At 66.3% G+C, this 24832-nt stretch carries 20 protein-coding genes and 1 tRNA gene; 9 read left to right on the forward strand and 12 right to left on the reverse strand.

Translation table 11 applies throughout. The annotated features are described in order from the left end of the window. Nucleotides 1–160 precede the first annotated feature (160 nt). The 7 genes from HHL15_RS14260 (at nucleotide 161) to HHL15_RS14290 (ending at nucleotide 9795) form a co-directional block, all read left to right on the forward strand. Nucleotides 161–2779, forward strand: a complete 2619-nt coding sequence (locus HHL15_RS14260; RefSeq protein WP_169146454.1) for a cytochrome c family protein — start codon at nucleotides 161–163, stop codon at nucleotides 2777–2779. Between the two features lie 11 nt (nucleotides 2780–2790). After that, nucleotides 2791–3669 carry a hypothetical protein gene (locus HHL15_RS14265; protein ID WP_169146455.1) on the forward strand — a complete coding sequence of 293 codons (879 nt, stop codon included), beginning with the start codon at nucleotides 2791–2793 and terminating at the stop codon, nucleotides 3667–3669. A gap of 27 nt (nucleotides 3670–3696) precedes the next feature. After that, nucleotides 3697–5742 (forward strand): hypothetical protein, encoded by a 2046-nt coding sequence (locus HHL15_RS14270; protein ID WP_169146456.1) that lies wholly within the window; start codon nucleotides 3697–3699, stop codon nucleotides 5740–5742. Nucleotides 5743–5754: 12 nt separating this feature from the next. Then, the gene (locus tag HHL15_RS14275; RefSeq protein ID WP_169146457.1) at nucleotides 5755–7269 is read left to right on the forward strand and encodes a c-type cytochrome; all 1515 of its coding nucleotides are present in this window, start codon (nucleotides 5755–5757) and stop codon (nucleotides 7267–7269) included. Between the two features lie 12 nt (nucleotides 7270–7281). Continuing rightward, nucleotides 7282–8766, forward strand: a complete 1485-nt coding sequence (locus tag HHL15_RS14280; protein ID WP_169146458.1) for a c-type cytochrome — start codon at nucleotides 7282–7284, stop codon at nucleotides 8764–8766. 121 nt (nucleotides 8767–8887) lie between these two features. Beyond that, nucleotides 8888–9391: a thiol peroxidase gene (gene tpx, locus HHL15_RS14285; RefSeq protein ID WP_169146459.1), complete on the forward strand. Its 504-nt coding sequence runs from the start codon at nucleotides 8888–8890 to the stop codon at nucleotides 9389–9391. 26 nt (nucleotides 9392–9417) lie between these two features. After that, nucleotides 9418–9795, forward strand: a complete 378-nt coding sequence (locus HHL15_RS14290) for a group III truncated hemoglobin (RefSeq protein WP_169146460.1) — start codon at nucleotides 9418–9420, stop codon at nucleotides 9793–9795. A 22-nt stretch (nucleotides 9796–9817) separates the two neighbouring features. Here HHL15_RS14290 and HHL15_RS14295 read toward each other — a convergent pair whose 3' ends face one another. The 6 genes from HHL15_RS14295 to HHL15_RS14320 form a co-directional block, all read right to left on the reverse strand. After that, nucleotides 9818–10261: a glycine zipper 2TM domain-containing protein gene (locus HHL15_RS14295; RefSeq protein ID WP_169146461.1), complete on the reverse strand. Its 444-nt coding sequence runs from the start codon at nucleotides 10259–10261 to the stop codon at nucleotides 9818–9820. 91 nt (nucleotides 10262–10352) lie between these two features. After that, the gene (locus tag HHL15_RS14300) at nucleotides 10353–10667 is read right to left on the reverse strand and encodes a hypothetical protein (protein ID WP_169146462.1); all 315 of its coding nucleotides are present in this window, start codon (nucleotides 10665–10667) and stop codon (nucleotides 10353–10355) included. Between the two features lie 138 nt (nucleotides 10668–10805). Further along, nucleotides 10806–11405: an SRPBCC family protein gene (locus HHL15_RS14305; RefSeq protein ID WP_235943402.1), complete on the reverse strand. Its 600-nt coding sequence runs from the start codon at nucleotides 11403–11405 to the stop codon at nucleotides 10806–10808. A 91-nt stretch (nucleotides 11406–11496) separates the two neighbouring features. Next, nucleotides 11497–11946 (reverse strand): flagellar basal body-associated FliL family protein, encoded by a 450-nt coding sequence (locus HHL15_RS14310; RefSeq protein ID WP_169146463.1) that lies wholly within the window; start codon nucleotides 11944–11946, stop codon nucleotides 11497–11499. A 130-nt stretch (nucleotides 11947–12076) separates the two neighbouring features. After that, nucleotides 12077–15124: a transglycosylase domain-containing protein gene (locus HHL15_RS14315; RefSeq protein ID WP_169146464.1), complete on the reverse strand. Its 3048-nt coding sequence runs from the start codon at nucleotides 15122–15124 to the stop codon at nucleotides 12077–12079. A 143-nt stretch (nucleotides 15125–15267) separates the two neighbouring features. Beyond that, on the reverse strand, nucleotides 15268–15885 hold the full coding sequence (locus tag HHL15_RS14320; protein WP_169146465.1) for an SOS response-associated peptidase: 618 nt from the start codon (nucleotides 15883–15885) through the stop codon (nucleotides 15268–15270). 184 nt (nucleotides 15886–16069) lie between these two features. Between HHL15_RS14320 and HHL15_RS14325 the strand changes: the two genes are divergently transcribed. Continuing rightward, nucleotides 16070–18217 (forward strand): ATP-binding protein, encoded by a 2148-nt coding sequence (locus tag HHL15_RS14325; protein WP_169146466.1) that lies wholly within the window; start codon nucleotides 16070–16072, stop codon nucleotides 18215–18217. A gap of 23 nt (nucleotides 18218–18240) precedes the next feature. Here the strand turns inward: HHL15_RS14325 and HHL15_RS14330 are convergent, their stop codons facing one another. Next, complete coding sequence (locus HHL15_RS14330) at nucleotides 18241–18426, reverse strand: hypothetical protein (protein ID WP_169146467.1); 186 nt, start codon at nucleotides 18424–18426, stop codon at nucleotides 18241–18243. Nucleotides 18427–18566: 140 nt separating this feature from the next. Here HHL15_RS14330 and HHL15_RS14335 point away from each other — a divergent pair, with 140 nt between their 5' ends. Next, a complete protein-coding gene (locus HHL15_RS14335; RefSeq protein WP_169146468.1) occupies nucleotides 18567–19841 on the forward strand; it encodes a sensor histidine kinase in 1275 nt (424 codons plus the stop codon). Between the two features lie 141 nt (nucleotides 19842–19982). Here the strand turns inward: HHL15_RS14335 and HHL15_RS14340 are convergent. From HHL15_RS14340 to rpsU, 5 genes are all read right to left on the reverse strand, one after another. Beyond that, a tRNA-Ile gene (locus HHL15_RS14340) sits at nucleotides 19983–20059 on the reverse strand. Between the two features lie 37 nt (nucleotides 20060–20096). Next, the gene (rpoD, locus tag HHL15_RS14345) at nucleotides 20097–22055 is read right to left on the reverse strand and encodes an RNA polymerase sigma factor RpoD (RefSeq protein ID WP_169146469.1); all 1959 of its coding nucleotides are present in this window, start codon (nucleotides 22053–22055) and stop codon (nucleotides 20097–20099) included. Nucleotides 22056–22129: 74 nt separating this feature from the next. Continuing rightward, nucleotides 22130–23971, reverse strand: a complete 1842-nt coding sequence (dnaG, locus tag HHL15_RS14350; RefSeq protein WP_169146470.1) for a DNA primase — start codon at nucleotides 23969–23971, stop codon at nucleotides 22130–22132. A gap of 40 nt (nucleotides 23972–24011) precedes the next feature. Further along, nucleotides 24012–24458: a GatB/YqeY domain-containing protein gene (locus tag HHL15_RS14355; RefSeq protein WP_169146471.1), complete on the reverse strand. Its 447-nt coding sequence runs from the start codon at nucleotides 24456–24458 to the stop codon at nucleotides 24012–24014. A 149-nt stretch (nucleotides 24459–24607) separates the two neighbouring features. Further along, a complete protein-coding gene (gene rpsU / locus HHL15_RS14360; protein ID WP_079432811.1) occupies nucleotides 24608–24820 on the reverse strand; it encodes a 30S ribosomal protein S21 in 213 nt (70 codons plus the stop codon). Nucleotides 24821–24832 lie beyond the last annotated feature (12 nt).

Genomic DNA, 24832 nt, shown 5'->3' on the forward strand with positions numbered 1-24832 from the left:
AGCGCTCCGGCGTTTTTGCCGATTGCCGATGGGATGTTGTTTGCTATAACACCATCATCACCGGCTCCGGCAGAGAGACCTTCAGCCAGGCACAGGGGCAGCAGATCCCGCCATGGAGGAAGAGGGCGCCGGTATCCCATTTCAGGGAAGGGATGCATCCATGAAGCGCACCCTCTGGGCCGTTGTTGCGGCCATCGCTGTCTTGTCCGGCATCTACTACAGCGGCGTCGCCGATCCTCCTCCGCTGATTCCCGTTCAGGCCGCCGATCCGCCGGCCGCCGCGGTGCCCGCCCAGGCTGCGGCCCGGCCCGAGCCCGGTGTGCAGGACCAGAACGCACCCTACATGGAGGCCTGCGCCCGGGAGGGGCTCAACGCCTCGGAATGCGTGGGCCGCCTGATCTGGTTCAAGGCCACCGGCGGCAACGAGCGCTTTCACACCTACACCTTCCAGCAGCGCGTCGGGGTGCTGGTGGACTGGTTCAGGGTGCTCCGCGCGGACCAGCGGGACGACCGCTTCTGGGCCTGGGGAATCATCAACGACCCGTCCTGCTGCAAGCCGGGCGAGGCGGATTGCCCGGCAAAATCCCTGGACGACACCTATGGCCTCGACTGGTGTCCCGGCGACGACGTGCTGCTCAAGTTCGTGGGCAAGCCGGGCTACGTGGACCCGGCCTGCGGGCTGCAGGATGCCGCCCTCGACCCCGAGGATCCGCACACCAAGGGCGGCAAGGTGGACCAGCGCCACAGCGCCTGTGACCTGCGCTTCGGCACCTCCACCGGCGCCCTGGGGATCCGCAAGTTTCCCAATCCGCGTTTCGATCCCGAGAAATGGAAGGCCCTCAACGGTGGCACGGCCAGTTGGGCCGGCTTCAACCGCAAGCTCGACGCCGTCACCGGCATCGAGTCCGACAGCCGGGTCAGCAAGCTGGCGGATGCTTCGGTCGAGCCGCCCTTCCTGATCGGCACTTCCTGCGGCTCCTGCCATATCGCCTTCGACCCCCTCAACCCGCCGGCGGATCCGGCCCATCCCAAGTGGGAGAACATCAAGGGCCTGGTCGGCAACCAGTACACCCGCATGTCCGAACTGCTCGGCTCGGGCATGCCGAAGACGGCGCTGGAATACCAGATGTTCGCCCACGCCCGCCCAGGGGTGACCGACACCTCGGCGATCTCCCATGACCAGGTGAACAACCCGGGCACCATCAACGGCCTCTTCAACGTGGCCCAGCGCCCGGTCTTCAAGGGCGAGCCGGTGACCAAATGGCGCAAGGTGGCCAGCTGCGCTGCCGGGCAGGATGAGGCCAAGTGCTGGTGCGAACCCGGTCGCGACGGCAAGTGCTGGCAGTTCTCCACCCGCACGGACGACGTCACGCCGGTGTTCCTGGGCGGTACCAAGGTCAACCTGCCGGGCATCCACCACATCCTGAAGGGCAGTGAAGACTCCACTGGCGCCCACGAGGCGATCCAGCGTGTGTACTTCAACATCGGCTCCTGCTCGGAGCAGTGCTGGGTCAATCATTTCACCGACATGCGCCAGGTGGACCCGGAACAGCGCGGCTTCGGCCAGACGCCCTTCAACGTGGGCCAGTGCCGGCGTGACTGCCCCAACTTCCGGGCGGTGGAAGACCGGCTGCAGAACATCCTGGACTTCTTTGCCTCCGCCGAGTCGGACCAGACCGACCTGCAGGTGGCACGCGCGAATGCCCGCCAGGCGAAGGGCGCGACGGCCACATATGGTCACGCCGAGCTGGTGGCCGACCTTGAGAAGGAGTTCGGCAAGGGCGCCGTGGCACGGGGCCAGACGGTCTTCGCCGAGAACTGCGCGCGCTGCCACTCGAGCATCCCGGAGGCCGAGGGCGGAGCCTTCAAGGGGCGTGATTTCGCGGCGCCGAACGAGGCCCACCCCCGCAAGGTGCGCGCCGACTTCCTGGGCAATGACCAGGCCACGCCGGTCACCGAGGTGGGCACCTTCCGCTGCCGGGCCCTGCACTCCAACCACATGGCGGGGCATCTCTACATGGAGTACGCATCGGACGCCCTGCGCACCCGCCAGGTGGTGGCCGACATCCCCGAGCCAGAGGCCCTCAAGAATGGTGGCCGGGGTTATTACCGCAACATCTCGCTAGTGAATGTATGGGCTACCGCGCCCTTCATGCACAACAACGCCATCGGGCCCGAAGTGTGCGGCAACCCGGCCAACAAGGACAACGACTTCCACCGGGCCCGCTATGCCGACGAGAACAACGTCCTGCTGGCGAGCCAGCCCGCCTGCGTGCGTTACGACCCGAGCGTGGAGGGGCGTTTCGATCTCTACAAGCGATCGATGCAGGAGCTCCTCAACCCCAAGGCCCGCGGCCGCAAGATCACCCTGACCAATGCCGACCTGCTGATCGACCTGGGCATCCGGCCCCTGGATGGCAAGGCCGAGAAGCCTCTGGGCGGCTTCGGCCAGGTGAAGATCCCGATGGGGGCCAGTGCCGGCTTCCTGAACGGCCTGCTGCACAAGCAGCTGATCGGCGACCTGTTCCTGGCCAAGCGCGACCCGGCCCGCCTGGAGGCGGCCGGCCGGAAGGACCTGGTGCCGACCCTGCAGGCCATCGCCGACGAGGTGCTCAAGAATCCGGCGCGTTTCGTGGAGATCCTGCGCGAGAAGCGGGACTTCCTGGCCGCCCACTACCAGACCTGCGACCAGATGGTCGAGAACGAGGGGCACCGCTTCGGCGAAGACCTTTCCGACGCGGACAAGAAGGCCGTCACCGCCTTCCTGGCCACCCTGTGAGGAGAACCGCCATGCGTGCCCGCACTGCAGTCTTCGCCCCTCTGGCCCTTGCCGTCCTTGCCCTGAGCGCCTGCAACAAGGAGACGCCGCCGCCGAACATCCCCTTCGCCCCCTGGGACAAGTCCTACGCCTCCAAGCCGGATCTGGCCCTGGTGGATCATGCCTATCCGATCCCCACGGTCGAGCTGGCCCGCATCACGCCCGAATACCTGGCCACGCTGGACCAGGAGCAGATCGACCAGATCTATGCCCGCCTCAGCGCCGGCCCCATTCCGGATGGTGCCTTCGACGGCAAGATCCTGCTGCCCCGCGGCGGCGGCGGCAAGTTTCGCTTGTCCGAGATCGTCGGCGGCTTTACCGGCACGGCCCTGCACCTGAAAGGCCTGGTGCTGGAGGATGTGGGCGAGACCCTGTGGCGGGGCAAGGTCTTCTATCGCAACGAGCGGGTGCTGCGGAACCGCATTGAGGACCTGTCCTTGCTCAAGAAGATGGGGCTGGTGCAGGGTGATCCGAAGAAGATGGACTTCAACGGCAAGGAGACCTGGCTGCTCTTCCCGGCCAAGCTGTACTGCGGGCAGAGCCTGCTGGACGCGCGGCGGGAGTCCATCATCATCGACTACTTCTTCACCGACGAGATCCCGGGCTACCAGGAGAACCCCGACTTTCTGGCGGGGCGCCGCGGCTTGCGCGTGCGTGACGAGATCCGCATGATCCGGCCCGGCCTCTACTTGGGGCGGGCCTACCTCGACAAGGGCTTCGCTCTCAACTTCACCCTCTACAACAAGGCCATGGACGAGCAGGGGCGGGACGCCTTTGTGAAGACGGGGCAGGCCCAGGAGGATTGCTGGTCCGGCACCCAGCCCCGGCGGATACTCGCCTCGGCCGGCTGACGGCGGCGGCCCGTATGGAGCGCGTGGATGATCAGCCGTTGGCGGCAGGGGCTGGTGGCGGGTGTCCTGGTCATGTGGGCAGCCTGCGGGGCTGAGGCGTCCGATGTGGCAGATGCGGCCTGGGTCGTGGATCCGGCCCGGCCCGGGGCGCATCTGCCTCCCCGGGGAGCATCCCTGTTCGACCGCCTGTTTGCCGCGCCATCCGGTGATCGTCACGCGCTGCCTTTTCCCTTCGAAAGGCTGGTTGCGCGTATCAATCGCGAGTTGTCGCCCGCTGCACCGGGTGGTCTGCCGCCGCTGAAGGCGGTGCTGCTGCCCCTCGGGCGTTCCCTGCAGCGCACTGCGGCAGCGCCGGACTACTTCCGCTTTCCCCGGGTGGTGGTGGCGGTGGATGCCCCGCCAGCTGCGGGGTCGTCCCTGTTGCTGAAGGACCGCCTGTACATCGGCTACCAGGAGAAGTCTGCCGTGCTCGAGGTCATCAGCTACAACGAAGAGGCCGGCCGCTTCGAGTTCCAGCTGGTCAAGGACTACCGGGCCGGCGGGCAGCCGAGGGTCTTCCAGGCCAACCGTAACATCTGCTTTGCCTGCCATCAGAACGGGGCGCCGATCTTCTCCCGTGCCCTGTGGGACGAGACCAACGCCAATCCGGCCATTGCGGCCCGCCTCAAGGCGACCGGGCGCCGCTATTACGGTGTGCCACCGGAGCGCGGGGTGGATCTGCCCTATGCCATCGATGTGGCGGTGCGTCGCGCCAACCGGCTGGCCCTGGCCCAGCGCCTGTGGCGCGAAGGCTGTGGCGATGGCGAGGCGGGCTGGCGCTGCCGGGCCGGCCTGTGGCAGGCCGCCCTGCGCCTGCGTCTGGGGGACGATCGGCGCCTGCCGCCCGATGCGGCCTTCGAGGAGGTCAGTGCCGCGCCGCTGCGGCGCACGGCCGCCCGCAACTGGCCGGCCGGCCTGGCCCTGGGGCGCCCGGATCTGCCGAATCGCAATCCCTTGCCGGACGGCGCTGCCTGGCCGTCTTCCCCCGCGGAGCAGGTGGCCCGCTCGAACGTTGCGGCAATCTTCGACCCGCTGCTGCCGCGCGCGGCCGAGCAGGTCTGGCGCAGCGACTCGCCGCAGGCGGTGGACGAGGCGGTCGAGGCCGTCGCCGGGTTTGTCGTCGACGGCCGCTGGCCGGGCCTGATGGCGGCCTTGGCGCGCCGCGCGGCGGCCCTGCCGCGGTTGGTGATCGCGCTGGAATGCACGCAGCCGGCCTCCGGGCCGGAGCGCGAATGCCTCGGCGCCGACGGCAGCCGCCTGCGCCTCGATCCGGCCGCCGGGCGGGTCGAGGGCTTGCGCCTGGCCGGCGGTCTGCCGCATCCCGCCTTCACTCTGCGGCCGGCTACGGCGTTGCGCCTGGCGGGTGGCAACTGGCTTGAGCGGCTGGACATGTCGGGGCTGAAGAACGGGAACGGAACACTCCGGCTGGTGTTGCGGGACGACCACGCCGCCCTCGCCGCCGCGTTCCGCCGCCTGGCCGGGCAGCCGTCATGGCAGGCCTTGCTGGATGGCCGCCCGCTGCCCCGCGAGGCCTTGCTGAATGCACTCCTGCTCGAGCTGGGGGAGCGCCTCCCACCGTCGGCCTCTGGCACGCTGCCGGTGCCGCAGCTGGAGCTGCCCGCCGCCTTGCCCACCACGGAGACCCGCGGGCTGGCACCTTCCCTGGCGGCCTTCCATGCCTGGTGCGCGGCCTGCCACTGGAGCGCCGAGACCTTTCCGCCCAATTTCCTGCAGGGGCCGGCAGAGACCCTGGAGGCCCGGCTGCGCCAGTGCGCGCCGCGGATCTACGTACGCCTGGCCATGGCCAGCCTGCCCCGCGCCCAGCGCGCCAAGACCCCCATGCCGCCGGAGACCATGCTGCCGGCCTTCGGCACCCACGCCGAGGCCTGGGCTCAGGGGGCGGAGCGCGCCGCACTGGAGGCGACCATCCGCCGCATGCTCGTGGCCGAAAGCGGGCGCGAGCCCGATCTGCCGACCCTGCTGGCCGGGGGCTACGAAGCGCTCCGCCCCTGCCTGGCTCCAGCCCGTCCTTGAAGGGATGCGACCATGACCCGCCCCACCGTGCCCTCCCTCCCGTGGAAGCATCGCTTCCTGATCCTGTTTGCGCTGACCGTGATCCTGCCGGCCAGCCTGGGCTTGTGGCTGCTCGGGCGCTTCGGGGCCGACACGCCGGTGGACTATGCCGATCCGGTCGAGCACTTCAAGTACGGCTCCACCGGCGGCGAGCACGAGATGGGCTTTCCCTACTGGATCTGGCGCGCGCTGCCCGAGGTGTGCGGCCACTATCTGCCGGGGCCGGGCTATCAGTCGATTGGCATGATCTACGAGAAGAACCCGGATGGTAGCCTCAAGGACCTGCCTGTCGGCACCTCGAAGCGTCGCTACCAAGGGGTGGACCGGGTCTTCGTGAATTGCGCGGTGTGCCATGTGAGCACCGTCCGGGCCGCCGCCGACACGCCGCCGCTGCTGGTGCCTGGCATGCCGGCAGCCTTGTTCAACATGAAGGCCTTCGAGGAGTTCTTCTTCCGCTGCGCTGCCGATCCGAAGTTCTCCCAGGAGTATCTGATCCCCGAGATCCAGCGGCAGGGCGCCGACCTGGACCTGCTCGACCGCTACCTCGTGTATCCCCTGGCGATCGGCATCATGCGCGACCGGGTGCTGGCCCTGAAGGGGCGCTTCGAGTGGGTCTTCGAGCAGAAGGCGTGGGGGCCGGGGCGGGTCGACACCTTCAACTCGGCCAAGGTGATCTTCAACTTTCCGATGCACCGGCTCGACCCGAAGGAGTTCGATGCCCCGGCGGACTTCCCGTCGATCTGGCTGCAGCGCCCGCGCCGCGAGCCGCGGGCCATGGAGCTGCACTGGGACGGCAACAACTCTGACATGACCGAGCGAAACAAGAGCGCCGCCTTCGGCACCGGCACCACCCCGCCCACCATCGACCTGCCACGCATCCGCCGCGTGGAAGGCTGGATCATGGATGCCGAGCCGCCACGCTTCGATACCCTGTTCCCGGTGGATAAAGCCCTCGCCGAGCGAGGGGCGCCGCTCTACCGGGAATACTGCGCCGCCTGCCATGGCGCCAGCGGCCGGGACTTCAGCGGTGAAAAGGTAGGGCGGGTGACGCCCCTTGCCGATATCGGCACCGACCGTCGTCGCCTGGATTCCTACACCTATACGCTGGCGGTGAACCAGGCCACCCTGTATGCGGGCTATCCGTGGCGCTTCACCCGTTTCCGCAAGACCCACGGCTACGCCAACATGCCCCTGGACGGCATCTGGCTGCGCGCCCCCTATCTGCACAATGGCTCGGTACCCAGCCTGCGTGATCTGCTGGAACCCGCCTCCCGGCGCCCTGCGGTGTTCTGGCGGGGCAATGACCTGTACGACCCGCTACGCGTGGGCTTTGCTTCCGACAAGGCGGAGGTGGCCGGGCGGCCCCTGTTCGAGTTCGATACCCGCCAGCCCGGCAACGGCAATGGGGGGCACGAGGGCAAGGCCTACGGCACCGAGTTGTCCGCCGACGACAAGGCGGCGCTGGTCGAATACCTGAAGACATTCTGAGCGGAGGGTGCCATGAACAGCTTTAATCCCCGTGATCGCCGGGCCTGGCGGCGGATCGCCTGCGGGCTGCTGGCGGTCCTGCTGGTGGCCGCCGCCTACCTGGGCTGGAGCCGCGGCTTCCGGGAGGAGCCCCAGCCTGCCTGGGTCTTCGAAACGCCGGACAGTCGCTACCGCTATGGCTCCATCGGCGCCGAGCATGAGGCCGGGATCCCCTACTGGATCTTCTACGTGCTGCCACGGGTCTTTCCCGAGAAGTTCCGGCAGGACGGCCAGGTGGTGGCCGGCGGCTACGCGGCGCTCGGAGTGGCCTGGGAGCAGGGCCAGGAGCTGCCCGTCGGCTTCACCAAGAAGACCATCGGTTTTCCGCGGGTGGCCAACAACTGTGCGGTCTGCCATACCACCAGCTACCGGGTGAGCGCCGACTCCAACCCGGTGTTCGTGTCCGGCGGGCCGGGGCACACCCTGAACCTGCAGAATTTCTTCCGCCTGCTGATCGACTGCGCCCGTGATCCGCGCTTCAACGCGGACATCCTGATGGCCGAGATCAACCGGGTCACCAAGCTCGACCTGATCGACCGGCTGCTCTACCGCTTCGTGATCATTCCCATGACCCGCCAGCGCCTGCTCGAGCGCGAGGCGCAATTCGCCTGGATCTACCGTCCCGACTTTCCCGATTGGGGGCGCGGGCGTGATGACGGCATGAACCTCACCAAATACCTGTTGATCCGCGCGCCGATGGACGAGACCTACGGGCCCGCCGACATACCCGCCATCTGGAACCTGGCCAAGTACAAGGCGGAGACCGGGCAACTGCCCAACTACGCCGGCGACACCCACGACGTGCATTCGGTGATGATCGATTCAGCCCTCGGGGTGATGGCCGCCGCACCGGCCGATCCGGAAGATTTTCGCAAGCAGATGGCCTGGTTGCAGGATTTCCTGTCCAGGCTGCCGCCGCCGAAATACCCCTTCCCGGTGGATGGCGACAAGGCTGCGGCCGGCCGGGCCATCTTCGCAGCGGAATGCGCGGCCTGCCATGCCGGCACGCGCGTGGGCACCCGCATCCCCCTGGCCGAGGCGGGGACTGACCCCGGCCGTCTCGAGTCCTGGAACCCCGACGCGGCCAGGGCCGCCAACCGGATCGTCGGCAAGATGGGTATCGAGCGCAAGGGGCTGGTGGAGGCGCCCCTGCCCGGCTACAAGATCCCCTTCCTGGACGGGATCTGGCTGAGGGCGCCCTATCTGCACAACGGCGCCGTGCCGACCTTGCGGGATCTGCTGGAGCCACCGGAGCGCCGGCCGCGGGTGTTCTGGCGGGGCTACGATGTGTATGACCCGGTGAAGGTGGGCTTCGTGAGCGATGGCGAGGAGGCCCGCCGGGCGGGTTCCCGCCTCGACACGGCCGAGCGGGGCAATGGCAATGGCGGACACAATTTCGGCACCGGGCTGGCTCCCGCCGACAAGGAGCGCCTGGTGGAGTACCTCAAGACGCTGTAGCGCAGCCGGCACGGCCAGGAAAGGCTGGCGGAGCCCGCCGGGAGGCCCTAACATGAGTGCCCGCGTGGGCCGCATGGCCTGCGCGCCTACAACAACATGATGATCCCCAAGGAGTTTTTCCATGTCTTCGACCGTTACCCTGGGTGGCAACCCCGTGCAGGTGGAGGGTGATCTGCCCCAGAAGGGCCAGCAAGCGCCGGCCTTCACTCTTGTCGCCAAGGATCTGTCCGACACCGCCCTCACCAGTTTTGCCGGCAAGCGCAAGGTGTTGAACATTTTCCCGAGCATCGACACGCCCACCTGCGCCACCTCCGTGCGCAAGTTCAACCAGTCCGCCAGCGAGATCGCCAACACCGTCGTGCTGTGCATCTCCGCCGACCTGCCCTTTGCCCAGAGCCGTTTCTGCGGCGCCGAAGGCCTGTCCAACGTGGTGACCCTGTCCACCCTGCGTGGCGCGGCCTTCATCAAGGATTACGGTGTGGCCCTGGCCAGCGGCCCCCTGGCCGGCCTGACCGCCCGTGCCGTGGTGGTGCTGGACGAGAACGACAAGGTGCTGCACAGCGAGCTGGTGCCGGAGATCAAGAACGAGCCGGATTACACCGCCGCGCTGGCCGCCCTGGCCTGATCGAGCGGGTTGGGGAGGCAGCTGTCATGCAGGATGCAGTCGGCTTGGACGAAGCGCATCTCGAGGCCCTGGTGCGGGGCTTCTATACCCGCGCCCGCCAGGATCCGGTGCTGGGCCCGGTCTTTGCTGTCGCGGTGACGGATTGGGAGCATCACCTCCAGGTGGTGACCGATTTCTGGTCGCGCATCCTGCTGGGCAGCCAGCGCTATTTCGGGTCGCCCTACACGGCCCATATGCGCCTGCCCCTGCAGCCCGCGCATTTTGATCGCTGGCTGGCACTCTTCCGTGAGGCCGCCGCAGACTTCCTGCCACCCGATGCGGCGGTGACTGCGGTGGCCAAGGCCGAGATGATGGCCGCCAGCTTCAAGGCGGGGCTGGAAGGCGCCAGTCTTTCCGCGCCTTGATGGCGTGTGGCGCCGGGCGGCGTCAGTAGGAGTAGTCGACGACCCGGGCGCCAACCATGCTGCCGACCACGGCGCCCACCGCGGTTGCCGCAATTCGGCCGCTGCCACGGCCGATCTGGTTGCCGATCACGCCGCCGGCGATGGCGCCCACGGCCTGACCGACCACACGGTTATCGTAACGGCGCGAGCGGGGCGGCGGAGCGTCGTAATACACCGGCTCGGGCTGGGCGTAGTAAACAGGGCGGTCGCGATAGACGACCCGCTCCTGGTAAACCACCCGGGGTGCCGGGTAGACCACCGGCGGAGCCTGGTAGACCACCTGAGGCTGTTCATAGACAAGCGCCGGGCGGTCGCGCCAGTGGCGGTGCCCACTGTAATGTTCGTCGCAGTCATCGTGCCAGCCCCGGTCGGCAAAGGCGTTTGCGCTGGCGGTCGCGGCGAGGGCCAGAATCCAGAGTTTTTTCATGGTGTCGCTCCTGGGAGGTGCCGCCCGCCGCGATGAGGCGTCGGGCTGCCGGCCACGGCCTTGCGAGGCGGTGACCGGATGGCACGCGGGCTTACTTGGTCGGGATGGCCTCGACGGGCTTGGTATCGGCCGCCTGCTTGGCGGCATCGGCGGCATGCTTGTGGGCATGGGTAGCCTTGTTCTTGGCGCCATCGACGGTCTTCGCAGCGTCGGCCTTGGCGGCATCCACCTTCGGTGCTTCGACCTTCTTCTCGAGGGCGGCTGCAGCAGCCGGCTTGATGCTTGCGGCAGGAGCCGCGACAGGGCCGGCAGTGGGGCCGGCCGCGGGCCCGGCGGAGGGGGCCTGGGCGAAGGCGGTGGTGGCGAAAACAGTGGTGGCGGCGACGGCGAAGATCTTGTTCAGCATGTGTGTTCTCCTGGAAGGAATCGGTCTTGGTTGCCGGGCGGCGGGAGAGCCAGCCCTTGCATCGAGTAACGCGACCCGTTTCCGGAGGTTGTCTGCCGAGATGTAAGACCTTGTTGACTTGTAAGCAGGCGGCCCGGCTCAGGGGGCCGTCCGGAGGGGTTGGGCCGCCTGGCGCCGTTGCATTTCGTTGATCACGGCGGAGAACTGCTCCGCGGTCTCGTGGCGGACCAGGGCTGTGCCGACCCAGGGCGGGAACCAGAAGCCCGGCAGCACTTCAGCGTGGTAGCGCAGGCGAGTGCCCTCGTCGGCCGCCTCCACCTGCATCAGGCTCTCCATCTGCCTGACGTTGCCACCGCTGCCATGGGCCCGGATCTCCCGCTTCGGGGTGAGCTGGATGTCCCGGATCGACTCGAACTCGGTCGAGAAGGGGCCATAGCGGGCAATGCCCTTCTGGCTGATCTGCAGCAGATTGCCCTGGCTGGAGAGCACCTGGCTGCGCGTGAGGTTGGGGACGAAGCTGGCCATGTGCTCGAAGTCGGTCAGCACGGCCCAGGCCAGGGCCGGCGGGACACGGGCAAGCATGACCAGATCGACGGCGAAGCCGCCGTTGGCGGTGCGCTCCACGTGGACGGCTGCTTCTGTAACGGCGGGTGGGGCTCCGGCCGTGACGGGCATGGGCAGAATACAGGCGACCCAGCTCGCAAGGCCGAGAGCCCGGACTGTGAGGGCGCGATTCATGGGATGGATCCGTCAGGCTTCGGGGCGGTGTGCCGGCTCAAAGCGTAATCGCTCCACCCGGGAGCTTCAAGGGGAGTGGGGAGCTCCGCGCTTACTGGACAATGAAGGACGTGAAGAACACCTGCTTGACCGGCCCCTCGCCGGCAATCCGCTTGCCCTTCTTGTCCGTCCTGGCGGGGGTGCCGATGACGCCGTTCACCGCGTCTTTGATCTCGTCCACCAGGGTTTCGCGGCCCGAAGTGAGCTTGAGGTCTTCACCCGTGTGCGACGACAGCACCAGCAGGATGTCGTGCCGGATCTGCGGCATGTAGGCGGTGATGGCGGCTGCGGCCTGGGGGTCGTGGAGGCGCAGGGCGATGACGAGCTGGATGAAACGGGATTCCTTCCCGGTCTTGGAGGCAAGGTTGGTGGTGATGGCTTCTAGGGAGACGATGTCGCTGACGCCACCCCCGCCATGGTCATTGGCCGTGGCGTGTCCGGTCAGACCGAGGAGGCAGAAGAGAAAGGCGGCTGTGCGCAGGGCACGAATGGCATTGAACATGAGTGTGGCGGTGTTGGCTGATGGAGGACCGGCGCCCAATCTATTCGCTTGGGGCCGGGCCGTGATGATGCAGGTCAAACCTGTTGCTCTGCACAAATGCGGGGTGCCGCCCGTGGTGCCCGGGGCAGGCTCAGGGGGATGGTGCCGCCGAGTTCCTGTCCTCGAGATGCGGGATCAGGATCGGCCCCATGGATTTGAGGATCTGCACGGGCAGGGCCGAGGTGAACTGGTAGCTGGCGGCGTCCGGGCCCATCACGTAGGCGGTGAGGGTGCCGAAATGGCGGGGGCCGAGGTAGAAGACGAAGGTGGCCGTGCGGTTGAGTGCGACGCCGCGTCCATGCCCCTGGCTGATGACGATGCGGTTGTCGCCAGTGCCGGTCTTGCCGCCCACCGGGAGGGGCTTGCCGTCGGCGAGCTTGAAGGCGCCGGACAGGCGCCGCGCGGTGCCGCCCTCGACCACTTCGGAGAGGGCATTGCGCAGGGCCTCCGCTACTTCCGGTGCCATCACCCGCTCGCCCTCGCCGGCCGGGCGCGCAAAGCGCGTCTCGTAGGGGGTTCCAACGCCGAAGTCGAGGCGGTCGATGCGCAGGGTGGGCTGGCGCACCCCATCGTTGACGATGATGCCCATCAGCTCCGCCAATGCTGCCGGGCGGTCGCCTGAGCTGCCCAGCGCGGTGGCGAAGGACGGCACCAGGTGGCCGAAGGGGTAGCCGACCCGGGCCCAGCGGCGATGGATGTCCACGAAGGCTTCGATCTCCATCATGGTGTAGATGCGCGAATCCCGGGCGCCCTTGTGGCGTGAGCGGAACAGCCAGCGATAGACCGCCTGACGCTCGTCGGCGCTGGCGGCCACGACGTCGCTCCAGCGTGCCTCGGGATGGGCGATTAGGTGGCCGACCAGCCACAGTTCGAGCGGATGCACGCGCGCCACGTAGCCGCGGTCGGTGAGGTCGTAGGCCTCCGGAGCATTGCGTTCGTGGACTTTGACCAGGGCGTCGTCGGAGAGGGCCTTGCCTGCCAGACGCTCGCGCAGGAAGGCGCCGAGCTGTGCTGGTGTGGCCTTGGGGTCAAGGTACCGGAACACCGCAGCCAGCCGGTCGGCAGTGGGGCGCAGGTCGTCGAGGAAGTCCTCGCGGATCTGCTCCGGAGATTTGCCGTGGTACTTGTGCCAGAAGCGCCGCAGGAAGGTCTGGCCTTCCCGGTCTGCGAAGCGGGCGAGGTAGTCGGCGCGTTGCGGGTTGCTGTCGTCCTCGAGGAGCTGTGCGGTCTGGCTCGGGCCGTTGTACATCGTGTAGCGCACGATGTCGCGCATCAGGCGCACGAAGGGCAGGTTGATCGAGCCTTGCAGGGCTTCGCGCAGGGTGGGTACGCGCCCGTTGTCCTCGGCGCGGAAGTTGTTGAAGGTATGTGCGCCGCCACCGGTGAAGAAGGTCTCGGCGGGGCTCGCCGAGTAGTGGCGTTCCAGGGCCGCCTGCAGCATGACGGACAGGCTGCGGTCGGAGGCATGGGCCTGGTACTCGACGGCCCACAGGGACAGCCTGTCGCGCGAGTCGATCTTGAGCTTGCGCAGTTCGGCGGGGCTCTGGCTGGAGAGCCGCTGATGCAGCTCGGCGATGATCTCGAGATAGCTGGTGAGTACCCGCAGTTTGGCGGTCGAGCCGAGTTCCAGCTTGCTGCCCTCGTTGATGTCGAGGGGCTGGTCGGTGGTGTCGGTCTGCACGCGTACCCGGTTGCCGTCGGGTATCCGCTCGACCAGGTTGAAGCTGTAATGGACGCCTTCCAGCTTGGCCGGAACGAGCATGCGTTCGCCAAGCAGGCCCTGCTTGCGGGCGAACTCGGGGGTGTGCAGCTGCCCGAGAAAGTCGCTGACCTTTGCCTGCAGGTCCCCGTCGAGGGTGGTGGTGACGGCCAGGTCAAAGCGGTCGAGTTCGTAGAGCGAGGCGTCGAGCATGCCCGCCAGCCGGTTGCGGATGGCCGTGGTGCCCTTGCTGACGCGGGCCGGCTGGAGCGGCGGGTTTGCCACCAGGTCGCGGAAGCGGAGGGGCTGGGCGAGGGCCGCGTCGCGCAGCGCCGGGCTGATCAGGCCATTCTCGGCGAGCAGCCGTAGATGGCTTTCGGAGAGCTTGGCGAGGGCTTCCCGGCCCTTGAAGGGCAGGTAATAGGTGGGGCGGCGATGGGCGATCAGCAGGGCGACGACCTGGTGCAGCACCCGCCCCTGGGCGGCCAGCTGCTCGCCGGTGCCGTCCGGTGCGGCCAGCAGGGCGTTGGCCTGTTCGAAATCGGTGCCGAACCACACCCACATCCCATCGCCGATGCCATTGACCTCGCCGTGCCCGGGCGCTGCGGACAGAGGCACGGTGTTGAGGTAGTCGAGGATCAGGCGGCGGCGCGTGGGCAGGGTTTCCTCGCCATCGAGGTAGGCGCGCACGCTGGCCGACACCATCTGGCGCAGCTTTTCGCCGGCGTTGGGGGTCACGCCGTCGGGGGAGTGGCGGTACTTCTCGATCTGGGTGGCGAGGGTGCTGCCGCCAGGTGCATCGAAGTCCTCGCTCACCAGGCGGCCGACCCGGCCGAGCACGGCACGTGCAAAACGCACCCAGTCGACGGCCGGGTTCATGTGGGGACGTGCTTCGTCGAGCAGGTCGCGGTTCTCGATGAACATCAGGGCCTGGGCCATCCGGGTGGGCACGGCCTCGAAGTCCGGGTAGCTCCGGTAGGGGTAGCGGAAGTCGTAGAGCGTCTCGCCGCGGCTGTCGACCAGGTCGAGCCCGGCCCGGGTCTTTTCGTGGAAGGGCGCGAAATAGCCGCGCCCGGTGTAATCCATCAGCGTTTCGGAGAAGCGTGTCTGGCGGACCCGCCGGAAGCCGTGGGCATCGAGGTGGCTGATGACTGCCGGCAGCCGGGTGTAGCCCAGGCGCTCGTCGAAGGGACCGTGGCCCGGATAGCGCAGCCTGCCGTCCTGCCCGTCGACCGTCTGGTAGTCGAGCTGTGCGGCGTAGCGGGTGAGGTGTTCGGCCTGTAGCCGGGATGTCTGGATCTCGTCGGCGAGGAAGACGCCTCCACCGATCAGTGCAATCACCGCGAGGCCTGTCAGGGTCCAGCGCAGGCGATGACGGGGTTGGGCGGCCGCAGGCGGCGGGGTCGGGCTTTCGGTTTGGGTTGGATCGAGTTCAGACACTGCGTGACGGTCGGTATTGCGGCGCGATAAGTATCCTGCATCCCGGTGGAAAAGCGTTCATCTTTCCGCGCGCTTCATTGAAAAATAACCTCGGCGATTGCCCGGGCCGGCCGAGGTGGGGCGTGGGGGCCGGGAGTGCCACGCTAGCCTTGATCAGGCGAGGCGCGCAGGGTCGGATCGTTGGCGGCGGTCAGCAGGTGCCGTGCCTCTTCTTCCGACCGGCAGCGCAGCCAGCTTCCCCAGGCATCGTGGGGCAGGATGACCACGGAGCGCTTCTCATCCTCGGGCTTGTGCATGCGCCCCATCAGCGGATGGCCGTCGGCATTGACGGTCAGCATGCTCATCGACCACTGCGGCAAGCCGTCGTCCTGCTGCCGTCTCTCCCAGATTCCGGCAATCCCCATCGGCTTGCCGTCATCCCGTTCGATCCGCCAGCGCACCGCCTTGCCGGTCTCGTAGCAGGGTTCGTAGAGGGCAGCGGCGGGAATGATGCAGAGCTGCCCTCGTAGCCAGGCGCGCCGGAATGAGGGCTTCTCGCCCACGCTCTCGGAGCGGGCGTTATAGGTGCTGCGGGCGATCTTCGTGTCCCTGGCCCAGGCCGGGATCAGACCGAAGCAGGCAGGCACCCACATGCGCGGCGCGTAGTTGGTGACGATGGGAACGATGGCGCCCGGGTAGGCCTCGGCATAGGCGAAACCGGGGGGCGGCAGTGGAAAGGCGGCGAGGTCTTCCGGGGAGGAGGGGCGGTAGTTTGCACACATGGGCGGAGGATAAGGTGCCAGGAGGCCGCGCAGGTCTGCAGGGGGGCGATCTGCCAGGTGGTGATCGCTCCCCCGTACCCGTTTGTGGGCGTGCGTCTCGGACGGTTGACCATAACTGCGGATATAGTAAAGGGCATATGGCTGCGCAGCCAAAAGAATTGCGCCTGGAGGCGCGGAGGGGTGTATGAAACGTTCCTGGAGGGTCAGTCTGGTCGTGCTTGGACTGGTGGGTTCGTTGATCGGGGTGGATATCTATTTTGAATACATCAGAACCGCCGAACGCGAGGAGGAACGGCTCACGCTCCTGGCCAAGGCGCTGGACGCAAACATAGGCGAGCAACTGCGCGCCACGTCGCGGATGATGGATGCGCTCAGGGAGGATATTCCCGGCCAGTTGTTCGAGAAGGATGGTGTCCAGCGTGTCAGCCGGAGAATGATGATTCTCTCCGAGGCGATGACCGGTATAAGAACCTTGCTGTATGTCGATGCCGAGGGCGTGGTCGTCGCCAGCAACAAGGCCCAGCTCATCGGATTGAACTTCCGGGACAGTGAGCGCTATTCGACGATCAGGGAAAGCCATCAGCCGGACATGTTGTATGTGTCACGCCCCTTCAACACGCCCCTGGGAAACTTCACGATCAGTCTGGGCAAAACGCTAAGTGTCGATTCCGAGCCGTTCAAGGGCTATCTGCTGGCCATCGTCGACCCGGAGTTCTTTGGCGTGCTGATGCGCTCCATGCTGTACGCGAGCGACATGCGCCTGTCGGTGGCTCATGCCGACGGGCAGGTTGTTTATAGTACCCAGACGAGTCCGGACATCCGCGGCATATCGCTGTCAAAAAAGTCCGATTCACCTTTTGTTCGCCACATGGAGAGTGGCCGGCATGCCTCCTTTATCGCGGATGTGGCGACAGCCACCGGTGACAAGCGCTTCTTTGCGATCCGTACGGTTCATCCTTCCGGCGCCACCGCCGACAAGCCCCTGGTGATTGGGGTAAGCCGCGACGTGGATGGCGTTTTTGCCGAATGGCGTCATTCGGCGATGGAAATGGGAGCCCTTTATGCATTCAGTGCCGCCGGCACATTGGTCGGATTGTTGCTGTTAGGGCGGCGCAAGCATGCATTCAGGAATTTGCATGCAGAGAAGGAGGCCTTGAGGAGAGTTGCAGAGGAGAAGATCCAGGAGAAGAACGAGCAGTTCAGGGTCTATTTCAACAACCTTGCGATCGGCGCCGCCCAACTCGATGCGGAGGGGCTCTATCAACTGGTCAATGACCGCTATTGCGAGATGACCGGCTATGCGCGCGAGGAATTGATAGGGCAGATGCGGCCATCCGACATCACGCATCCCGATGATGTTGGCGGCGAACTCACCCGGATGCGTTCTTTCTGGGCTGGGGAGAGCGATGTCCTGGACATCGAGAAGCGTATCTTGACGAAGAGCGGCACCACGATCTGGGTGCATGTCGTTGCCCATTCCGTCCGGGACGCCGCAGGGCAGATCAAGTTTTCATCCGCGGTCATTGAAGACATCACCCACCGACGGGCCCTCATGCACGCCCTGGAAGATGCGCGGGGGCGGGCAGAAGCTGCGAACCGGGCCAAGACGCTGTTCCTCGGCAACATGTCCCACGAAATGCGCACGCCCTTGCATCACATTGCCGGTGTGGCAGGCCTTTTCCGGCGGGACCCGCTGACCGAAAAGCAGTCGCGCCGCCTCGCGATGCTGGAGGCCGGTGTCAAGAGACTCGATACCGTCATCGGCGGCATCCTGACCCTGGTGGATATCGAATCAGGATCGACTCACGTGCGGCTGAAAAAGCTCGACATCGAGCAGTTGATCGGTGATGTCGCCGCAATGGCCCTTGAGCGAGCACAGCCAAAGGGGCTTCAGGTCACGCATCACGTTGGGCCACTCCCGGAGCTGCTGCTGGGGGATCCTGTTCACCTCACCACGATTCTTGCCTGCTTCTGCAACAATGCCATCACGTTTTCCGAGAAGGGTACGATCCGGATAGGGGTCATGTGTGTGAGCGAGGCGGCGGGCAATGCGTTGGTCCGCTTCGAAGTGCAGGACGAGGGGATCGGCGTGGCCAGGGAGCATATCGACCGGCTCTTCGAACACTTCGAGCAGGCCGACAACTCGAACACGCGGCGCTACGGCGGGACCGGCGTGGGCCTTGCCATCGTCCGGCAACTGGCCAGGATGATGGGTGGGGACGCAGGGTGTGACAGCTTGCCGGGCGAGGGAAGCACCTTCTGGGCTACCGCCTTGCTGGTGAAGAGCACGGCGCCCGGCGCCCACTCCGACGTGGAGGACTACCAGATCTGAGGGCTGGGGCAGCGCCGCGGCCGTCAATCGAACTCTACGGACAGGCTGGTCAGGCAGAGTGAATGCAGATCGGCGGTCACGGCTTCGACCCTGCCATCCGCTCCTGCCCAGTCATCGGCAATGAGCTTGAGATGGAAGATCTCGGTTTCGCCTGTGGCGGTGATGGCGCGCCACAGGATGGTGCTGGAAAGGTTTGAGATGGGCCCCATGGTTTCAATGCAGAGTCATGCCTGCCGACATCCTAGGGTCGTAAGGGGCTGCAGGCTATGACGCGCTTCACTTCACTCATGGATGGCAATCCCGTACCGTGATCGAGATAGTGCCCCAGCCTGATGAACACGCTACTGCCATGACTACGCCGATGACGCCCCTTCCTTCGATTCCTGAGGGTTCTGCCGTGCCCCCGGCCGCATCCGGCTCCGCCGCCGAACTGGCCCGCCTGCGCTGCCTCAATGAATGGTACGAACAGGCCCTCGCCTTTGCCAGAATCGGCCTGTATCGCTGGGAGTCCGCGACGGACCAGTGGTTCTGGTCGGACGAGGTATATGACATCCGCGGATTTCCCCGGGATGTGAAGTTCGCCAATCCTGCCGATTTCTATGCCCGTGTGCATCCGGACGACAGGGCGCGCCTGCTGGCTGCCGAGATGGCCTGCAAGGCGGGGCAGGAACCGATGGACGTGGAGTACCGCTTCCTGCTGCCGGACGGCGATCTCCGCTGGCACCGGGAGCGGGCCGACCGGGTCCTTCTTCCTGACGGCCAGCACGAGATCCTGTCGGGCGCGCTGATGGACATCACCGCGCAGAAGCGCTCCGAACTCGAGCGTGAGCGTCGCCAGGACCACCTGGAAGCGCTGGTGGCCGACCGTACGACCGCCCTGCGCATTGCCAAGGACGCCGCCGAAAGCGCCCACCGCGCCAAGAACATGTTCGTGGCCAATGTCAGCCATGAACTGCGCACCCCGATGAACGCCATCATGGGGATGACCAGCCTGGCCTTGAAGCGGGCGGAGGACCCGAGGCAGCAGGGCCACCTCGATAAAGCCAGGCTGGCTTCCCAGCGCTTGCTCACCCTCATCAACGATTTGATCGATATCGCCGACATCGAGGCCGAGCGCATGTCGCTTGAACTGAAGGCATTCCGTCCGGCCGGGATCGGCGAGAGCCTGCAGGAGATATTCGGCCCGATCGCAAGTGGCAAGGGCCTGACCCTCGGCATCGAAATCGAGCCCGCCTTGTCGGACAGAACCGTCTTTGGCGACCCGGCCAGGATTACCCAGGTCGTCCACAACATGGTGGACAACGCGATCAAGTTCTCCGGGCAGGGGCGGATCACCGTCCGCTTCCGCATTGCCAGCGAGAGCCTGGCCGAGCTGAGCCTGTACTGTTGCGTGGAGGACGAGGGAACAGGTATTCCCGAGGCCGACCTGCAACGGATCTTCTCCCTCTTTGAGCAGGGTGATGGCTCATCCACCCGGCGCCACGGTGGCACCGGCCTCGGCCTGGCCCTGTGCCGCAAGCTGGTCCAGTTGATGAATGGCGAGATCGGTGTCAGCAGCCGGCCCGGTGTGGGCTCGAACTTCCACTTCACGGTACGGCTGGCGACTGTTGCCCCGGAGCGATGAGGGGGCGGGCGTCGATCCGCCTTGGCCGGGCAGCACAGCTAGCCGAGTACGACGACAGGGGCCGTGAAACCCTGGCTCGACCCGAACCCATATAAGCACTCAGGCCAACCCCGGAGGGTTGGCCTGAGTGCTTGATGCATATGGTGGGCCCAACAGGACTTGAACCTGTGACCAAGCGATTATGAGTCGCCTGCTCTAACCAACTGAGCTATGGGCCCGAAAGGGTTGCGGGCCGCGGGCGGCCCCTTGGTCGGGTCAGGCTTCGTTGTCGAGGAAGCTGCGCAGGCGCTCGGAGCGGCTGGGGTGGCGCAGCTTGCGCAGGGCTTTGGCTTCGATCTGGCGGATCCGTTCGCGGGTCACGTCGAACTGTTTGCCGACCTCTTCAAGGGTGTGGTCGGTATTCATCTCGATGCCGAAACGCATGCGCAGAACCTTGGCTTCCCTCGGGGTGAGGGAGTCGAGGACCTCCTTGGTGGCGTCGCGCAGGCTGGAGTACAGCGCCGCGTCGGCCGGGGCCATGGTGGCGTTGTCCTCGATGAAGTCGCCCAGGTGGGAGTCGTCGTCGTCGCCGATCGGGGTCTCCATGGAGATGGGTTCCTTGGAGATCTTGAGGATCTTGCGGATCTTCTCCTCGGGCATTTCCATCTTCTCGGCCAGGGTCGCGGGATCCGGCTCGTTGCCGGTTTCCTGCAGGATCTGGCGGGAGATCCGGTTCATCTTGTTGATCGTCTCGATCATGTGCACCGGGATGCGGATGGTGCGGGCCTGGTCGGCAATCGAGCGGGTGATGGCCTGGCGGATCCACCAGGTGGCGTAGGTGGAGAACTTGTAGCCGCGGCGGTATTCGAACTTGTCCACGGCCTTCATCAGGCCGATGTTGCCTTCCTGGATCAGGTCGAGGAACTGCAGGCCGCGGTTGGTGTACTTCTTGGCGATGGAGATCACCAGGCGCAGGTTGGCCTCGGTCATCTCGCGCTTGGCGCGGCGGGCCTTGGCTTCACCGGTGGACATCTGCTTGTTGATGTCCTTGAGGTCCTTCAGCGGAATGCCGATGCGGTCCTGCAGGTCGATGAGCTTTTGCTGCTCTTCCAGCACGGCAGGCTGCATGCGCATCAGCACGGCGGTATTGGCCGGGCCGTTGGCGATCTCGGCCTTGAGCCAGTCCAGGTTGGTCTCGTTGCCCGGGAAGCTCTTGATGAAGTGGGGGCGGGGCATGCCGGCCTTGTCCACGCACAGGTTGAGGATCTTGCGCTCGTGGGTGCGGGCCTGGTCGACCATGTGGCGCACCGCGTCGCACAGGCGTTCGGTGGTGCGGGCGGTGAAGCGGATGTTCATGAGCTCGCTGGAGATCTGCTCCTGGAGCTTCATGTAGGTCTTGTCCTGGGGCCCCTTCTTCTGCAGGCTGGCGACCATCTTTTCGTAGAGGTCGCGCAGGGTTGCGAAGCGTTCCAGGGCCTCGGCCTTGAGCTTGATCAGGGAGGCAGACTGGGCGCCGCCGCCGGCGCCGTCTTCCTCGTCTTCTTCCTCTTCGGCGTCGTCTACGTCGAGGTCGTCGCTCTCGGCGAGCTCTTCAATGGCCTCGACGGCGTTGGGGTCGATCAGCCCGTCGATCAGCTCGTCGATGCGCATCTCCTCCTTGGAGATCTTGTCGGCGGCTTCGAGGATGTCGGAGATGGTGGTCGGACAGGCCGAGATGGCCTGGATCATGTGCTTGAGGCCTTCCTCGATGCGCTTGGCGATCTCGATTTCGCCTTCGCGGGTGAGGAGTTCCACGGTGCCCATCTCGCGCATGTACATGCGCACGGGGTCGGTGGTGCGACCGAACTCGGAGTCGACCGCGGAGAGGGTCTGCTCGGCTTCGGCTTCGGCCTGCTCGTCGTCCACCACGGTGGGGGCGACTTCCGACATGAGCAGGTCTTCGGCGGCAGGGGCCACGTCGAAGACCTGGATGCCCATGTCGTTGAAGGTGGTGATGATCGATTCGATCTGCTCGGCGTCAACCAGGTCGTCGGGCAGGTGGTCGTTGATCTCGGCGTAGGTCAGGTAGCCGCGCTCCTTGCCGAGGGCGATCAGGCTCTTGAGCCGGGTGCGGCGGACTTCCGCCTCTTCCGCCGAGGGGGCCTCGGCAATCATCGGGGCGAGTTTGTCCTTGACCTTCGCAGCTCGCGGCTTGGCAGGCGCTTTGCGCGGTTGTTTGGCTTTTTCCGTGGTCATGACTGTCCTCGATGTGTCGTCCGATTTGTCGTTGATCGTCTCGGCGAGCGAATTGCGCGAAACCGAAAATTATATTACGAATCCGATACTTTGGGTCGTTTTTTAAGCTTTTCTTTCTGCACCAGCAGCTCCGCGAGGCGTCTGCGGCCGGTGGGGTCGAGCCCGCCTTCGCGAGCCTGGGCATTGAGGGCGAGGAATTCCTGCTCGACCTGGGTGGCCTCGAGCTTGTAGAGCGTGTCGTTGAGCAGGGGTTCCAGAACCGTCTCGTCCATGGGCATGTCGGCTAGCTGCGCCGCGATGCGGCCCAGCGTGGCGGCGTGCGGGGTGTCCCGGTAATGCTCCAGCAGGGCGCCGACGCCGTGGGTCGGCAGGTCGCCCACGCTCATTGCGTCGGTGATGGCGATCAGTGCGCTGCCCTCGGGGGTGTCGCCCGGCAGCAGGTCGATGGGCATGCGGGCTGCCAGCACGGGGTGTTGCACGACCAGGCGCAGCAGGGTCTCGATGGGGTTGAGCGGTGCGGTGCGCGGGGCGAGTCGCGGCAGTTCCTTGCCAAAGCCCCGGCGCCCGCGGAAGTTGCCGTTGCCGCGCCGGCCTTCGCCCTCGAACGCGTTGTCCGGGTCGAAGCGGCGAGGCGGTGGGTTGGTCTTGAGGCCGAAGGATTGCTCGACTTCGGCCTGCGTGAAGCCGGCTGCTTCGGCCAGCATCTTGATCACCTGCAGGCGCAGCAGCGGGGCGGCGATGCGGGTGACCAGGGGCTTGGCTTCGTGGACCAGGCGGGCGCAGCCTTCGGCGGTGTCCAGGTCGATGTCCTTGCGCAGCTCGGCTAGCAGAAACTCGGCCAGCGGCAGGGCGCGCGTCATGGCGGCGCGGAAGGCGTCGGGGCCTTCGCTGCGCACGAAGCTGTCCGGGTCGTGCTCTTCGGGCAGGAACAAGAAGGTGATGGTCTTGTTGTCGGCCAGGTGCTCCAGGCTGACTTCCAGGGCGCGGCCGGCAGCGCGGCGGCCGGCCGCGTCGCCGTCAAAGCAGAAGACCACCCGGTCGGTAAGGCGCAGCAGCTTCTGGATATGGTGCGGAGTGGCTGCGGTGCCGAGGGTGGCCACGGCGTTGCCGACGCCGAACTGGGCCAGGCCGACCACGTCCATGTAGCCTTCCACCACCAGCACGCATTCATGGTCGCGCACGGCCTGGCGGGCCTGGACGAGGCCATAGAGTTCGCGGCCCTTTTCGAAGATGGGGGTTTCCGGGGAGTTGAGGTACTTGGGTTCGCCCTTGCCGAGCACCCGGCCGCCGAAGCCGATGACGTTGCCGCGCTGGTCCTGGATGGGGAACATGATGCGGTCGCGGAAGCGATCGTAGCGGCGGGCCTGTTCGTTCTCGAGGACCAGGCCGCACTCCAGCAGCTGCCCGGCGCTGTAGTCGGCGAAGGCGGCCTGCAGTGACTGCCAGCCTTCGGGGGCGTAGCCGAGGCCGTAGCGGGCGGCAATCTCGCCGGTGAGGCCGCGGCCCTTGAGGTAGTCCACCGCCACCGGGCTGCGTTTGAGCTGCTCCTTGTAGAAGCGCGCGGCCTGGGCCATGACCTCGGTCAGGGATTGTTCGTGGGCGCGGTCCCGGTTTGGGGTGAAGTCGTCGTCCGGGACCGTCATGCCGACGTTGCTGGCCAGTTCCTTGACGGCGTCGATGAAGCCCAGGCCGCTGTATTCCATCAGGAAACTGATGGCGCTGCCGTGGGCGCCGCAGCCGAAGCAGTGATAGAACTGCTTGGTCGGGCTGACGGAGAAGGAGGCGGATTTCTCGCCGTGGAAGGGGCAGCAGGCGAAATAATTCGCTCCGCCCTTTTTCAGGGGGAGGTAGCGCTCGACGACCTCGACGATGTCGACGCGGGCGAGCAAATCCTGGATGAAGGACTGCGGGATCATGAATGGGGCGACGGCGCCGGAGGCGCCATCCTCATGAATCCTAGTTGCCGAGTCGGGCTTTGACCAGCTTGGAGACCTCGGCCATGTCGGCCTTGCCGGCCAGCCTGGGCTTGAGTTCGGCCATCAGCTTGCCCATGTCTGCGGGGCTGGCCGCGCCGGTGGTGGCGATGGCGGCGTCGATGAGGGCGGTGATCTGCTCGGTGCTCAGGCCTTCGGGCTTGTAGGCGGACAGTACCTCGATCTCGAAGCGCTCTGCGCTGGCCAGGTCGAAGCGCTGGGCGCCTTCGAACTGGGAGACGGAGTCCCGGCGCTGCTTGAGCATCTTGTCTACCACGGCGACGATCGCTGCGTCGTCCAGTTCGATGCGCTCGTCCACTTCCCTCTGTTTGATGGCTGCCAGAAGCAGGCGCAGGGCGGAAAGGCGGGCGGCTTCCTTGGCGCGCATGGCGGCCTTCATGTCATCGTTGATCCGGACCTTCAGCGACATTGCGTGGGGATTCCTCTGTGATGGAGCGGGTGGCCTGGGGAGGCCCGGGGGAGGGCGTCCGTCGGCGGGCGCGGAAAAGCGCAAACGCCACGCGCTCGCGCAGATGCGCGTATCGCGTGGCGATCGGGAAGCGTGTACCTGGGTGTTGCTTAGTACATCTTCGGGGGCAGGGTCTGGCTGCGCAGGCGCTTGTGATGGCGCTTGACGGCGGCGGCGAGCTTGCGCTTGCGCTCGGCGGTCGGCTTTTCGTAAAACTCACGCGAGCGGAGTTCGGGCAGCAGGCCCACTTTTTCGATAGTGCGCTTGAAGCGGCGGATGGCAACTTCGAACGGCTCGTTTTCTTTGACGCGAATACCCGGCATTGCGTGCTTCCT

The organism is Zoogloea dura (genome assembly GCF_012927165.1).
Lineage (GTDB): Bacteria > Pseudomonadota > Gammaproteobacteria > Burkholderiales > Rhodocyclaceae > Zoogloea > Zoogloea dura.

Excerpts from the sequence above, each read along its gene's own strand:
- HHL15_RS14260 (WP_169146454.1), top strand. The coding sequence starts at position 161 with ATGAAGCGCACCCTCTGGGCCGTTGTTGCGGCCATCGCTGTCTTGTCC.
- HHL15_RS14265 (WP_169146455.1), top strand. The coding sequence starts at position 2,791 with ATGCGTGCCCGCACTGCAGTCTTCGCCCCTCTGGCCCTTGCCGTCCTT.
- HHL15_RS14270 (WP_169146456.1), top strand. The coding sequence starts at position 3,697 with ATGATCAGCCGTTGGCGGCAGGGGCTGGTGGCGGGTGTCCTGGTCATG.
- HHL15_RS14275 (WP_169146457.1), top strand. The coding sequence starts at position 5,755 with ATGACCCGCCCCACCGTGCCCTCCCTCCCGTGGAAGCATCGCTTCCTG.
- HHL15_RS14280 (WP_169146458.1), top strand. The coding sequence starts at position 7,282 with ATGAACAGCTTTAATCCCCGTGATCGCCGGGCCTGGCGGCGGATCGCC.
- tpx (WP_169146459.1), top strand. The coding sequence starts at position 8,888 with ATGTCTTCGACCGTTACCCTGGGTGGCAACCCCGTGCAGGTGGAGGGT.
- HHL15_RS14290 (WP_169146460.1), top strand. The coding sequence starts at position 9,418 with ATGCAGGATGCAGTCGGCTTGGACGAAGCGCATCTCGAGGCCCTGGTG.
- HHL15_RS14295 (WP_169146461.1), bottom strand. The coding sequence starts at position 10,261 with ATGAAAAAACTCTGGATTCTGGCCCTCGCCGCGACCGCCAGCGCAAAC.
- HHL15_RS14300 (WP_169146462.1), bottom strand. The coding sequence starts at position 10,667 with ATGCTGAACAAGATCTTCGCCGTCGCCGCCACCACTGTTTTCGCCACC.
- HHL15_RS14305 (WP_235943402.1), bottom strand. The coding sequence starts at position 11,405 with ATGAATCGCGCCCTCACAGTCCGGGCTCTCGGCCTTGCGAGCTGGGTC.
- HHL15_RS14310 (WP_169146463.1), bottom strand. The coding sequence starts at position 11,946 with ATGTTCAATGCCATTCGTGCCCTGCGCACAGCCGCCTTTCTCTTCTGC.
- HHL15_RS14320 (WP_169146465.1), bottom strand. The coding sequence starts at position 15,885 with ATGTGTGCAAACTACCGCCCCTCCTCCCCGGAAGACCTCGCCGCCTTT.
- HHL15_RS14325 (WP_169146466.1), top strand. The coding sequence starts at position 16,070 with ATGAAACGTTCCTGGAGGGTCAGTCTGGTCGTGCTTGGACTGGTGGGT.
- HHL15_RS14330 (WP_169146467.1), bottom strand. The coding sequence starts at position 18,426 with ATGGGGCCCATCTCAAACCTTTCCAGCACCATCCTGTGGCGCGCCATC.
- HHL15_RS14335 (WP_169146468.1), top strand. The coding sequence starts at position 18,567 with ATGACTACGCCGATGACGCCCCTTCCTTCGATTCCTGAGGGTTCTGCC.
- rpoD (WP_169146469.1), bottom strand. The coding sequence starts at position 22,055 with ATGACCACGGAAAAAGCCAAACAACCGCGCAAAGCGCCTGCCAAGCCG.
- dnaG (WP_169146470.1), bottom strand. The coding sequence starts at position 23,971 with ATGATCCCGCAGTCCTTCATCCAGGATTTGCTCGCCCGCGTCGACATC.
- HHL15_RS14355 (WP_169146471.1), bottom strand. The coding sequence starts at position 24,458 with ATGTCGCTGAAGGTCCGGATCAACGATGACATGAAGGCCGCCATGCGC.
- rpsU (WP_079432811.1), bottom strand. The coding sequence starts at position 24,820 with ATGCCGGGTATTCGCGTCAAAGAAAACGAGCCGTTCGAAGTTGCCATC.